Annotated in this window: 8 protein-coding genes and 2 tRNA genes; 2 read left to right on the top strand and 8 right to left on the bottom strand. The window is 67.8% G+C overall.

The genetic code is table 11. The features are described from left to right. Position 1: 1 nt before the first annotated feature. The 8 genes from pgaB to C1922_RS12880 all read right to left on the bottom strand — a co-directional run bounded on the left by pgaB (position 2) and on the right by C1922_RS12880 (position 8967). Positions 2 to 1891 carry a poly-beta-1,6-N-acetyl-D-glucosamine N-deacetylase PgaB gene (pgaB, locus tag C1922_RS12915; protein WP_108750121.1) on the bottom strand — a complete coding sequence of 630 codons (1890 nt, stop codon included), beginning with the start codon at positions 1889 to 1891 and terminating at the stop codon, positions 2 to 4. Positions 1892 to 1901: 10 nt separating this feature from the next. Further along, positions 1902 to 3941, bottom strand: coding sequence for a poly-beta-1,6 N-acetyl-D-glucosamine export porin PgaA (gene pgaA, locus C1922_RS12910; RefSeq protein WP_108751593.1), 2040 nt, complete (start codon positions 3939 to 3941; stop codon positions 1902 to 1904). Positions 3942 to 4277: 336 nt separating this feature from the next. After that, complete coding sequence (locus C1922_RS12905; protein ID WP_108750120.1) at positions 4278 to 5483, bottom strand: MFS transporter; 1206 nt, start codon at positions 5481 to 5483, stop codon at positions 4278 to 4280. 199 nt (positions 5484 to 5682) lie between these two features. Then, positions 5683 to 5759: transfer RNA gene (locus C1922_RS12900), tRNA-Pro, on the bottom strand. 140 nt (positions 5760 to 5899) lie between these two features. Beyond that, a tRNA-Pro gene (locus tag C1922_RS12895) sits at positions 5900 to 5976 on the bottom strand. A 55-nt stretch (positions 5977 to 6031) separates the two neighbouring features. Further along, positions 6032 to 6148 (bottom strand): cytochrome bd-I oxidase subunit CydX, encoded by a 117-nt coding sequence (gene cydX / locus C1922_RS12890; RefSeq protein ID WP_108750119.1) that lies wholly within the window; start codon positions 6146 to 6148, stop codon positions 6032 to 6034. A 59-nt stretch (positions 6149 to 6207) separates the two neighbouring features. Then, the gene (gene cydB / locus C1922_RS12885) at positions 6208 to 7362 is read right to left on the bottom strand and encodes a cytochrome d ubiquinol oxidase subunit II (RefSeq protein WP_108750118.1); all 1155 of its coding nucleotides are present in this window, start codon (positions 7360 to 7362) and stop codon (positions 6208 to 6210) included. Positions 7363 to 7377: 15 nt separating this feature from the next. Continuing rightward, a complete protein-coding gene (locus C1922_RS12880) occupies positions 7378 to 8967 on the bottom strand; it encodes a cytochrome ubiquinol oxidase subunit I (RefSeq protein WP_108750117.1) in 1590 nt (529 codons plus the stop codon). A 227-nt stretch (positions 8968 to 9194) separates the two neighbouring features. On the opposite strand from C1922_RS12880, the gene cydD reads away from it, so the two are divergent. Continuing rightward, positions 9195 to 10940, top strand: coding sequence for a thiol reductant ABC exporter subunit CydD (gene cydD, locus C1922_RS12875; RefSeq protein ID WP_108751592.1), 1746 nt, complete (start codon positions 9195 to 9197; stop codon positions 10938 to 10940). After that, positions 10937 to 12610 carry a thiol reductant ABC exporter subunit CydC gene (gene cydC / locus C1922_RS12870; protein ID WP_108750116.1) on the top strand — a complete coding sequence of 558 codons (1674 nt, stop codon included), beginning with the start codon at positions 10937 to 10939 and terminating at the stop codon, positions 12608 to 12610. Before cydD ends, cydC begins: the two co-directional genes overlap by 4 nt. Positions 12611 to 12620 lie beyond the last annotated feature (10 nt).

The following is a 12620-nucleotide window of genomic DNA, read 5'->3' as shown; positions in this document are numbered from 1 at the left end:
GTCACTTCTCCGGGTACGGGAAGTTGCGCGCAGACATCGCGGCGCGCGCGTCCACGGTCGACGGCTTGTCGGCAATGAAATCGTCCGGGTACCACGCAAAGTGGCGTACACCCTGTGCCTGCAGGCGTCGCACCTGTGCGCGCAGGCGCTGGCCGCTGATCGGCGTCTGCGTGCGCCAGTCCACGGTCTGCAGTTCGAACATGGTGTGCTTCAGGTCCGGGTCGTGCGCGCGCACGGCGGTGACCAGCCGGTCCAGCCAGCGCTCGGGGTGGCGGCTGCCTTCCATCCACGGCATGGCCATCAGCGCGGTACGGTCGTAGGCCTTGTTGAACAGGTCCAGGCGCTGGGCGAACCAGTTGGCGCTCTGCGGTTTCAGCACCGGCTGGGCGTACAGGTTGCGCACCGTGCCCAGCTTCGGTCGCCAGCGCTGCGCGCTGTCACGCAGTTCCAGGGTGAAGTCGATCAGTGCCTGGGTGCGGCCGCCATCGGGGCCTTCCTGTGGCAGCTGCGCCAGTTCGGTGTCGCGCACGTAGGCATCGTCATGGAACAGCAGGCCTTCGAAGTACGAATTGATGGCCAGGTCTTCGTAGATGTCCTTGATGATCTGCCGCGCCTGCGGCTTGGTGAAGTCCAGCCGGTACATGCCATCGTGTTCGGGGCTGGCGATACCCAGCGCGGTGCGCTGTGCGGCGTCGGGCAGTTCGTAGCCCAGCACCGGCAGCCACGCATACACCTTCACCCCGGCGCGGGTCTTCAGCTGCCAGGCCACGCGGTTGAACAGGTCCGCGCGCATCGGCAGGTGGCGGTTGGGGAAGTACAGCGCATCGGCGGTGTTGTTGCCGTCCGGATCGGCGAAGGCCTGCAGGTAGACGTGGGTCGGCCCGACCTTCTTCACCCGTTCGATCAGCGCATCCAGGTTGCGCGCCTGCTGCGCGGGGTTGGCGTCGTACACCGAATCCATGTCGATCTGCAGCGCGCGGGTGCCGTCCAGGCCGACATTGCGGCGCAGTTCAAAGGCCAGCGAGGCCGTGTTCGGGTTGTTGGTCACCAGCAGGCGCGCCAGGCCGTGCAGGTCGCGGGTCACCGGCGTGCTGCGGCCTTCCAGGTCGAACGACACCGGCATGCCCAGCTGCTCGGCAATATCGTTGCTCAGCTGGTTGTAGGCGGCGTACGGCCAGACGATCGCCTTCGGCGTCACCCCCAGCTCTTTCCTGATCAGCTGCACGCTGCGGCCCAGGTCGGCACGCAGGCGCTGTTCGTACTCCTGCACGGTTTCGTAGCGCTGCGCCTTGGGATCGTACACACGGGTGATCACCGCCGGGGTCTGGTTGCCCTGCGGGTTGGACTGCACGCCGTGGTGCAGGTTGTCGGTGTGGCTGGCCAGCTCGATCAGCCCGCTGGACTGCATTTCGCGCAACTGTGCCCAGGTCAGGAAATCGTCATGGCCGAACGGGCGGTAGCCGTAGTCGATGGTGCGGCCCGGTGCCATGTCCACGTAGTCGGTGATCACCGCCACCAGCGCCGGGTAGTTGTAGGCACGCAGCAGCGGGTACACGCGCGTGTAGACGCTGCGCAGGCCGTCATCGAAGGTCAGCAGCACCGGCCGCGGCGGCAGCGTGGCTTCCCCGCGCGAGGCCTTGATCAGCTGCGACAGCGAGATCGGGTGGTAGCCATGTGCCGACAGCCAGTCCAGGTGTGCGGCAAAGTTCTGCGTGCTGACCGCGTAGGCGTCGGCGTCGGCCTTTTCGCGCACGTCATCGCGGATGTCGTGGTAGCTCAGGATCAGTAGGCCGTTGTCGCTGGCATCCAGCTCGGTCGGCTGCTGGGCCGCGGCCGGCAGTGCCAGGGCCAGCAGGCCCAGCAGCACGGTGGTCGTCAGGTAGCGAAGCATCCGTTTCATCTCACTCTCCCCAGCGCAGCGCGGCATCGAAGCCGATATGACGTTCACGTTGGCCGTCGTAGACCGGCCGCGACCCGCTCACCCCGTATTCCAGGATGCGCCCCTGGCTGAACTGCCATTCGTGGCGGTAGGCCACGCTGGGAATCAGTGCGCTGCCATAGCCTTCCTGCCAGTAGTCGCCCAGCGACACCGTCAGGCGGTGGCGGAAGTGGCGTTCGTAGTGGCGCCACAGCTGCTGGTCGATGCGCAGGCCGATCTCTACCGAGCGGTCGCGCGAGGGATTGAAGTACGGTGCATCGTCCTGGCTGCCACGGCTGGTGTAGACGCTGCCCAGGCCATCGATCAGCAGGCGCGGGCGGGTCAGCAGGCGCTGCTCGATGGCGCTGGTCAGGGTGTCGCGGCGGTTGCCGTCGTCATAGCGGAACTGGCTGCCGCCCAGGCTCCAGTGGGTGCGCTCGTTGCGGGTGTAATCCACGGCCACGGCCACGCTGTCGGCAGTGATGCCCGAGACGCGGGCCTGCATCGAGGCTTCCGGATCGTTGCGCGCCGCGGTGACCCCGGCATGCCACTGGTCGTTGAACTGCCAGCCGAAACCACCGCGCAGGCCGGTGTCGCCAATGCTGTCGTTGGGACGAAGCACGGCGGCTTCGGCGTCGGCGCGGCCAAACCGGTAGCGCACGCCGGCACCCATCCACAGCGGGTTGATCTTCTGGTCCTGGAAGGTGACCGAACGGCGGTCGGCGAAGGCGAACAGCCGCCAGCGGTCGTCCAGGATCGGCGTGGCCACTTCCATGCCGTAATGCAGGTCGTCGTTGCCCAGCGGCGAAGTGCCGCCGCCGCCCGAGCTGCGGCCGCCTTCAACGGTGGCCTGCAGCTGCCAGCCGCGGTGTGCGCGCCAGTCGCGGTCCATGCGCAGCACCGAAGGCTGGTTGGGGTAGCGCTGCAGCAGATCGTCGTGCAGCGGCCGCGCCAGGTCGTCGCGCTGCAGCTGCACGTAGGATTCGTACATGCCGATCCGCGGCGAGACATCGCGCGGGTCCAGGGTGTAGGCCATCTGGTGGCGTTCGAGCGCCCGCCGCGGCCAGCCGCGCATCTGGTACACGCTGCCCAGCGCGGTCTGCAGGCCACCATTGCCTGGGCCCACGTCCACCAGGGCTTCCAGCTCGCGCTGCGCGGTGGACAGGTCGCCGCTGTAGGCGCGGATCATCGACAGGTTGAGGTCGGCCTCATAGCGCGCCCAGTTGGCGTACGGGCTCTTGCCGCCGCCCCAGCGCCAGGCCGGTTCGTCCTTCTGCCACGCCTGCAGGTAGCCGACGGCCTTTTCCGCCTGCTCGGTTTCCAGGTAGGCGTAGGCCAGTTCCGAACGCGACTGGAAACGCGACGGGTCGTTCTTCACCGCCGCCTCCAGCAGCGGAATGGCTTCGTCGGGGTGCTGGGTGGCCATCATCGAATCGCCCACCGCCGGCAGCACATAGTCGGGCAGGGCATGGCCTTCGGCCTGCAGGGCGCGGGCTTCATCACGCACCTGTGCGTGGCGTGACAGGCGATTGAGCAGGATCAGCCGGTCCATGCGGATGCGCAGGGGGGCCTGCGCCAGTGGCGTGCCGTCGCGCTGCACGTACTGCTCCATTTCTGCCAGTGCATCCTCGGCCTCGTCCAGGCGCGAATCTTCGGTCTGGCCGTAGGCCAGGCTCCAATTCACCAGCTTGGCCACGTAGTTCGCTTCCAGGCGGGCCTTCTGGTCGGCATCGAACAACTGCGGCCGTGCCTGGTACAGGCGCCAGGCGCGGTGCGCATTGCCGATGTCGCCCAGGGTGAGCACCTGCAGCTTGTACAGCAGGTCATCGTTGGGTTCGACCTGCTGCGCGCGCTCGATGGCGGCCAGCGCATCAACCCAGTGGGCCTGGTCACGGTAATGGCCGATTTCAGCCAGCCGATCGGCACGGGTGGCCTGGGTGGGCGGCGGCGCCGCATGGGCCCCGGACGCCAGAGCGGCGCAGGCCAGGCCGACGCAGAGCGCCAGCGGTCGATGAACAACCATGAATTCCCCCTTCAGCATCCATTCTTAGACGATGTGCAAAAAGTGTGACGCACATCACATGCCAACTTTAGCCGACACGCCCCAAGGAGGCCAGAGCCTCGCTGTTCCCTTTACACGCAACTGCCACCCGAAACAGGCCATGTCCATCGCACCGCCCCTTCCGCCAAAGGCTTGGACTGCGAAACATCAGTGCACCGGCCGCCGCAGCGGCACGGAGTGCGGGCGCGGAGGGGCGTGGCGGCCGGCCGGCCTGGACGCGCCCCGCGTCAGCTTTGGACACGCTACGTCAGTTCGCGCCGAAGCGGTGTGTAGACGCGCGGGGGAAGATGGCGCCGATCACCACAGATCTTCCAGGCGGCGCGGCTTGCAAGCCACCCAGGACGCGCACAGCATGACCGTGGCACACCCGAACAGGAAGCCGAAGGGCAGGCCCCAGCCGTTGCTGACCGTGTGCAGCCAGCCCACCAGGAACGGCCCCAGGCAGCTGAAGCTGTAACCCACGCCCTGCATGAAGCCGGACAGCGCCGCCGAGCCGGTGGCGGTGCGCGTGCGCAGGTTGATCAGGGTCAGTGCCAGCGGGAAGGTGGACGGGCCTACGCCCAGCAGGGCGGCCCACAGCAGGGGCGCCTTCATCGGCGCCAGCAGCAGGCCGGCAAAGGCGATCACGAACGAGAAGAAGCCGATCAGCACCAGCGGGAACGGGTTCTGCAGGCGCACCGCCAGCGACGGGATGACCAGCGACGGCAGCAGCCCCAGCGCCGAGAACACGGCCACCATTACCCCGCCGAAGGCCGGCGTGGCGCCGGCTTCCACCACGATGCGCGGCAGCCAGGTGAACATCGAATAGGTCATCAGCGAGGTCATGCCGAACATCAGCGACATGCTCCAGCCCAGCGACGTGCGCCAGACCTTGCCATGCGGCTGGGCGCTGGGGTCGTTGGCCGCCAGCTGCGCGTGCGGCGCGCGGCGGGCCAGCATCAGCCACGGCAGGGCGGCGGCCAGGGCCAGCAGCGCCCACATGCCCAGCGACACGCGCCAGCCGGCCGCCTGCGCCACCGGCACCGCCAGCAGCGCCGGCAGCATGGTGCCCAGCTGCAGCATGCTGATGTACAGCGTGCTCATGGTGCCCACCTTGTTGGCGAAGTAGCGCTTCACCAGCGGCGGCACCACCACGTTGCCGATACCCATGCCGGCCAGGGCCATCACCGAGCCCAGCAGCAGGGTGCCGACGCCGCCGGCGCTGGAGCGCAGCAGCAGGCCGGCCATGGCCAGGGTCATGGCCAGCAGGGTGGTGCGTTCCAGCCCCAGGCGCCGGGCCAGGGCCGGGGTGGCCACGCCGAACAGGGCGAACGAGGCGGTCGGCAGCATGCCCAGCACGCCGGTCATGGTGGTGCCGAAGCCGAAATGCTGGCCCAGCACGTCCAGCAGCGGGGTGATGGAGGTGACAGCGGTGCGCAGGTTCACTGCCGCCAGCAGGATGGCGGCGAAGGCGAGCAGCCGCCCGTGCAGCAGTGAGGGCGAGTCGTGGGAGGCAGTGGTCATGCGGAATCCTTGCAGGTGGCGCACGCGGGAACATGGGCGTGCAGCGGCGGCACCGGACCGGGCCGGTGCGACAGGTGGGGGCAGGGGGCCATTGTACGTGGCCGCGGCATTGCGGCCGCCACGTGGGCGGGGCGCCGATTTCAGATACAAAAAAACCCGGAGGACTGTCGTCTTCCAGGCTTCTTGCTGACCACCGAAGTGGTCGGGGAGACAGGATTCGAACCTGCGACCTCTACGTCCCGAACGTAGCGCTCTACCAGACTGAGCTACACCCCGAAGGGAGCCGCCTATTCTAGCTGTTCACCCCGGTGGCGGCAAGGGGTGAAAGCCGTTTCCTTCACACTGCCAGGGCAGTGTCACTTCAGGGAACAAAAAAGCCTGGACAACTTCACCAGGCTTCAATGCGACCACAAAAGTGGTCGGGGAGACAGGATTCGAACCTGCGACCTCTACGTCCCGAACGTAGCGCTCTACCAGACTGAGCTACACCCCGAAGGAGCCGCCTAAGATACCGTGTGAAGGCCAAGGCGGCAAGGTTTTTTTACAACTCAGCGACGGTTTTCCTGTTCGAGCCGGTTCTGCTCGCGCGATTCGAACCACATGCCGTTGAGGATGGCCACGGTGGAGGCCAGGCCGGTGCCGAGAATCCAGGCGAAATACCACATGTTCGTTTCTCCTCTATTCGGGGTAGGTGCCGACCCTGGGTCGGCACACATTCAATCCATCAATACGCGTTCGGGTTCTCGTCCATTTCCTCGGTGGTCGTCTTGCCCTTCAGCACGCGGTACACCCAGGTGGTGTAGGCAAGGATGATCGGCAGGAAGATCGCCGTGGCCACCAGCATGATGCCCAGCGTCAGGTGGCTGGACGAGCTGTCCCAGACGGTCAGGCTGGAACCGGGCTGGCTGGAAGACGGCAGCAGGAACGGGAAGATGGCAAAGCCAACGGTGAGGATGATGCCGGCGATGGACGCGCCGGAGGCGATGAACGCCAGGCCACCACGACGGGCCCGCAGCAGCGCCGCGCTGGCCAGTGCACCCAGCAGGCCCAGCACCGGGAACACGATCGTGAGCGGCATGCTGCTGTAGTTGCGCAGCCAGCCACCGGCAGCCGTGCCGATGGCAGCGGTCTTCAGCAGCGGGTTGGTCGGGCCGTCGGTCACCACCTGCGAGGTGATCTGGTAGCCGGGCAGGCCGAAGGCCACCCAGGCACCGGCTGCGGCGAACAGCACGAAGCTGATGATCGCCGCCACGCTGCCGTAGCGGGCAGCACGATCGGCCACCGGGCCATCGGTCTTGATCACCAGCATGGCTGCGCCGTGCGACACCAGCATCGCCACGCTCACCAGGCCGGCCACCAGCGCGAACGGGGTCAGCAGGCCGAAGAACGAGCCGGTGTAGAAGATGCGCATGCTGTCATCGAAGTGGAACGGCACGCCCAGCAGCACGTTGCCCACCGCCACGCCAGCAATCAGGCCCGGCAGCAGGCCACCGACGAACAGCACCCGGTCCCAGTTGTCGCGCCAGCGCTTGCTGGGCAGCTTGCTGCGGTACTTGAAGCCGACCGGGCGCAGGATCAGCCCGAACAGCATGGCAAATACCGCCAGGTAGAAGCCGGAGAAGCTGACCGCATACAGCGGCGGCCATGCGGCGAAGATCGCGCCGCCACCCAGCACCAGCCACACCTGGTTGCCTTCCCACACCGGGCCGACGGTGTTGATCACCAGGCGGCGCTCTTCATCGGTCCTGGCCACGAAGGGCAGCAGGGTGCCCACGCCCAGGTCGAAGCCATCCATCACCGCCCAGCCGATCAGCAGGATGCCCAGCAGCAACCACCAGATCACGCGCAGCGTGGTGTAATCCAATCCAAGAAATTCCATGTGCGTTCTCCTGCCTCAGACCTGGCCGGGGGCCGGCATTGCGGCATTGGGGGATGCGGGGCGGATGTCGGCCTGCAGCGTCGGCAGGATCTCGTCCGGACCCTTGCGGATCGCCTTCAGCATCAGCTTCACCTCGATCACCAGCAGCACCGTGTACAGCGCGGTGAAGATGGCCAGCGTGGTCAGGATTTCATGCAGGGCCAGGCCCGACGCGGCATAGAAGGTGGGCAGCACACCGTCCACCGCCCACGGCTGGCGACCGTATTCGGCCACGAACCAGCCGCATTCGATCGCAATCCACGGCGCCGGCAGCGACCACACCGCCAGCTTCAGGAACCAGCGCTTGTCCTGGAAGTTGTTGCGGCAGGAGAAATAGAACGCCAGGGCGAAGAAGGCGATCAGGTAGAAGCCCAGGCCGGCCATCACGCGGAAGGTCCAGAACAACGGCGCCACGCGCGGCACGGTATCCAGCGCGGCCTTGGAGATTTCTTCCGGCGTGGCGTTGAGGATGTCCTCGCGGTAACGCTTCAGCAGCAGGCCGTGGCCCAGGTCCTGCCAGTGACGGTCGAACATCTCGCGCGCTTCCACATCGTCCTTGTTGGCACGGATGCGTTCCAGCGCACCGTAGGCCAGCTGGCCGCCGCGGATGCGGTGTTCGGCGCGCTCCACCAGTTCCAGGATGCCCGGAATCGGCTGGTTGGTGGAACGGGTGGCGATCAGGCCCATCAGGTACGGGATCTTGATCGCGTAGTCGTTCTGCTGGGTGGTCTGGTTGGGAATGCCGAAGGCGGTGAAGTCGGCCGGCGCACGCTCGGTTTCCCACATCGCTTCGATGGCAGCCAGCTTCATCTTCTGGTGTTCGCTGGCGGCGTAACCACTTTCGTCACCCAGCACCACCACCGACAGCGATGACAGCAGGCCGAACGCAGCGGCCACCGCGAACGAGCGGCGGGCCATGTCGCGGTGCTTGTTGCGCAGGAGGTACAAAGCGCTGATCGACATCACGAAGATCGCACCGGTCACGTAGCCGGCGCTGACGGTGTGCACGAACTTGGCCTGGGCCACCGGGTTCAGCAGCACGGCGGCGAAATCCACCACTTCCATGCGCATCGTTTCCGGGTTGAACACCGCGCCGGTCGGGTTCTGCATCCAGCCGTTGGCGATCAGGATCCACACCGCCGACAGATTGGTGCCCAGCGCCATCAGCCAGGTCACCGTCAGGTGCTTGACCGGGCTCAGCCGCTTCCAGCCGAAGAAGAACAGGCCGATGAAGGTGGCTTCCAGGAAGAACGCCATCAGGCCTTCGATGGCCAGCGGCGCACCGAAGATATCGCCCACGTAGTGGCTGTAGTAGGACCAGTTCATGCCGAACTGGAATTCCATCACCAGGCCGGTGGCCACGCCGATGGCGAAGTTGATGCCGAACAGGGCGCCCCAGAACAGGGTCATCTGGCGCCAGACCTGCTTGCGGGTCATCACGTACACGCTTTCCATGATGGCCACCATGAAGGACAGGCCAAGGGTGAGGGGTACGAATAGGAAGTGGTACATCGCGGTCAAAGCGAATTGCAGCCGCGACAGCTCTACGACTGTCTGATCAATCATGGCCTGGCTACCTCGTTGGATAGTGCCGTTGCAGGTGGCGGGAAGGGTGGTCTACGGGGTGGATGATGTGACCGACTACTTCAAACAGCCTTGATCCAGATCAATGTATGAATGGCTCTGCACAGGGATCGTATGCCAAACCGGATGGAGACTGCGACCGCTGGCCGCAGGGGAGGGCGCCTGTGTGTGCCTACAATGCCGGCCATGCCCTGTTGCCCGTGACCCCCTTGAGCGCTGCCGAACCTTCCGCTGTTGCCACCGACCCGCACGCCGAATCGGCCCTGCAGCGGCGTACCCGTACGGCCTGGCTGGCCGATCTGGCCCGCGCGGCGCGCGGCCGCCAGCGCCTGGCGGGGCTGTGCCTGGGCCTGTCCGGCGCGTTGCTGATCGGCCAGGCCGCGGCCATCGCCTGGCTGGTGCAGCACGTGCTGGTGCAGCGTGCACCGCTGGCGTCGGCGCTGCCGGTGCTGGCCGGGCTGGTGGTCATCCTGCTGCTGCGCACTGCACTGGGCAGCGTCAGCCAGGCCGCCGCAGGCGACGTCGCCGACGCCGCCCGCCTGGCCCTGCGCGAGCGCGTGTTCGCACGCCTGCTGGGGCAGGGCCCGCTGTGGCTGCGGCAGCGTCGTACCGGCGAGCTGGGCGAACTGATGCTGCATCACGGCGATGCGATTGAGAACTATTACAGCGGGTTCCTGCCGGTACGCACCGAAGTGGTGGTGGTGCCGCTGCTGATCCTGGCGGCGGTGGCCTGGGTGGACTGGGTGGTGGCGCTGATCCTGCTGTTCACCGCGCCGCTGGTGCCGTTCTTCATGATGCTGGTCGGCTGGGGGGCCGAAGCCGCCGGGCGCGCGCAACTGGGTGAACTGGCGCGCATGAGCGGGCACTTCGCCGATCGCATCAAGGGCCTGGGCCTGCTGCGCCTGTATGGCCGTGGCGATGCCGAACTGGCCGGTGTGGAAGCCGCCGCCGAAGGGGTGCGGGTGCGTACGCTGAAGGTGCTGCGCATCGCCTTCCTGTCGTCCACCGTGCTGGAATTCTTCGCCTCGGTGAGCGTGGCGATGGTGGCGCTCTACCTGGGGCTGAGCTACCTGGGCCTGATGTCACTGCATGCCACCGTGCCCACCCTGGGTGCGGGGTTGTTCTGCCTGCTGTTGGCACCGGAGTTCTACGCGCCCCTGCGGCGGTTGGCGGCCCATTATCACGACCGCGCCAATGCGTTGGCCGCTGCCGCCGAAGTGGAACGGCTGCTGCACGCATTGCCTGAAGAAGCGGCGCTGCCGGAGGAAGGCATGGCCACGCGCGCGCCCGAACCGGCCGAGGCTGCGTTGCCGCCACTTCAGGCGCAGGGCCTGGTGCTGCGCCCGCTGGGCGCGCCGCAGGATGTGCTGCACGCGCTGGATGTTCGCCTGGAACCGGGCCAGCGCCTGGCCCTGGTCGGCCCCAGTGGTTCGGGCAAGAGCACGCTGCTGGAGGCACTGGCGGGCTGGCTGCCGCCGCGCGAAGGCCGCGTGCAGGTGCGGCCCGGCGTGCAGGTGGCCTACGCCAGCCAGCGCCCGTACCTGTTCCATGGCTCGATTGCCGATAACCTGCGCCTGGCCGATCCCGGTGCCAGCGATGCGCGGTTGCGCGCGGTGGCCGAAGCCGCACAGGTGCTGCAGTTCGCCCAGCACCTGCCGCAGGGCCTGGACACGATGATCGGTGAGCGCGGCTTCGGCCTGTCCGGTGGCGAGGCGCGGCGCATCGGCCTGGCGCGGTTGCTGCTGCGCGACCCGCAGGTGCTGCTGCTGGACGAACCTACTGCGTTCCTGGATGCCGACACCGAAGCCGCACTGCTGCGCAGCCTGGCCGCATATGCGCGCGGCCGCGCCGTGGTGGTGGCCACCCACAGCCCGGCGGTGATCGCCTGGGCCGATCGCTGCCTGATGCTGCCCGAAGGCCGCCTGGTGGACCCGGCGCAGGCGGTGCGCGCATGAGCCGCTCGCCCGATTCGCTGCGCGCGGTATTCATGCGCCACCGTCCACGCCTGCTGCTGACCGTGCTGCTGCTGTGGATCACCATGCTGGCCGGCACCGCGCTGCTGGGGCTGTCCGGTGGCTTCCTGACCGCCGCGGCGCTGGCCGGTGCCGCAGGGCTGGCGCAGGGCTTCAATTTCTTCTCGCCGTCGGCCGGCATCCGCGGGCTGACCATGGCGCGCATCGTCTCGCGCTATTTCGAAAAGCTGGTGGGCCACGATGCCACGTTGCGCATCGCCCGCGACCTGCGGGTGTGGTTCTTCCGCCGCGCGCTGCCGCTGGCACCGGCGCGGCTGGGGGCCACCCGTACCGGTGAACTGCTGGCACGCCTGTTGGGTGACATCGGCGAGGTCGATGGCCTGCTGGTGCGCGCGCTCGGGCCGCTGTTCGCGCTCGCTGCGCTGTCACTGGTGGCCATTGCATCGGCCGCGGTGATCCTGCCTTCGGCGGCCGTGCTGCTGGCCGTGCTGGCGCTGCTGATCGGCTTCGGCGTGCCGTGGCTGGGCGTGCGCGGGCGCGATACCGAAGAAGCCGACCGTGCTGCGCATCGCGCCGCGTTGCGCACCGCTGCGTTCGAAGGGCTGGAAGGTGCGGGTGACCTTGCCGCCCTGCATGCGGGCGCCGCCTGGCAGTTGAAGGTGCGCGTTGCGGCCAAGCAGCTGGCGGCGCGCGATCGGCGCCGGCGCTGGCGCCTGATTGCAGCCTCCACCCTGCACGGCGCGGTGGCCGGGCTGGGGCTGGTCGGCATGTTGGCGCTGGCCCTGCACGCGGCCGAACAACAGCGTGTTGGCGCGGAAATGGCCGCAGGCCTGGTGTTCCTGACCGTGGCGCTGATCGAGCTGTGGGCCGGCATGGGCCTGGCGTGGCAATCGCTGCAGTCTGGCCGCATTGCTGCCGATCGCCTGCAGGCCATCGTCGAACAACCCGCCGCCGTGGACGAGCCGCAAGCGCCGCAGCCGGTGCCGCAGGCATCGGTGGTGCACTGGGAAGACGTGCATTTCCAGTGGCCGGGCGCGGCGCGGCCGGTGCTGTGTGGGCTGCAGCTGCGCTTGGCGCCGGGTGAACGCATCGCGATCCGTGGTGACAGCGGGTGCGGCAAGACCACCCTGTCCAGTCTGCTGCTGCGCTTGTGGGACCCGCAGCAGGGGCGCCTGAGCTATGGCGGCCAGGACCTGCGTACGTTCGCCCAGGCCGATTGGCACCGGCAGCTGGCCTGGCTGCCGCAGAACGCGCCGGTCTTTGCCGGCAGCGTGGCCGACAACCTGCGCCTGGGTGACCCGGACGCCAGCGATGCCACGCTGTGGGCCGTGCTGCGCCGGGTGCGGCTGGACGAATGGGCCGAGCGCAACGGTGGCCTGGCCACCTGGGTGGGCGAGAACGGCGCGACGATGTCGGCCGGGCAGGCACGGCGCCTTGCGCTGGCCCGCGCGCTGCTGCGCAACGCGCCCATCCTGGTGCTGGACGAACCCACCGAAGGGCTGGACGTGGACACCGCGCACGCGCTGCTGCGCGACCTGCCCGCGCTGCTGGACGGCCGCAGCCTGCTGATGATCACCCACGACGACCTGCCGGACGGTGTGGTGGACGTGCAGTACCGCCTGCGCGATGGCGTAGTGGTGCGCGAAACGTAATCGCACGGAT

Origin of the sequence: Stenotrophomonas sp. ZAC14D2_NAIMI4_7 (genome assembly GCF_003086675.1) — a bacterium.
Taxonomy (GTDB): domain Bacteria; phylum Pseudomonadota; class Gammaproteobacteria; order Xanthomonadales; family Xanthomonadaceae; genus Stenotrophomonas.
Note: the sequence above shows the minus strand (reverse complement) of the source record. Positions and strands in the feature narration are given on the sequence as shown.

Excerpts from the sequence above, each read along its gene's own strand:
- pgaB (WP_108750121.1), bottom strand. The coding sequence starts at position 1,891 with ATGCTTCGCTACCTGACGACCACCGTGCTGCTGGGCCTGCTGGCCCTG.
- pgaA (WP_108751593.1), bottom strand. The coding sequence starts at position 3,941 with ATGGTTGTTCATCGACCGCTGGCGCTCTGCGTCGGCCTGGCCTGCGCC.
- C1922_RS12905 (WP_108750120.1), bottom strand. The coding sequence starts at position 5,483 with ATGACCACTGCCTCCCACGACTCGCCCTCACTGCTGCACGGGCGGCTG.
- cydX (WP_108750119.1), bottom strand. The coding sequence starts at position 6,148 with ATGTGGTATTTCGCCTGGATTCTCGGCACCGGCCTGGCCTCCACCGTG.
- cydB (WP_108750118.1), bottom strand. The coding sequence starts at position 7,362 with ATGGAATTTCTTGGATTGGATTACACCACGCTGCGCGTGATCTGGTGG.
- C1922_RS12880 (WP_108750117.1), bottom strand. The coding sequence starts at position 8,967 with ATGATTGATCAGACAGTCGTAGAGCTGTCGCGGCTGCAATTCGCTTTG.
- cydC (WP_108750116.1), top strand. The coding sequence starts at position 10,937 with ATGAGCCGCTCGCCCGATTCGCTGCGCGCGGTATTCATGCGCCACCGT.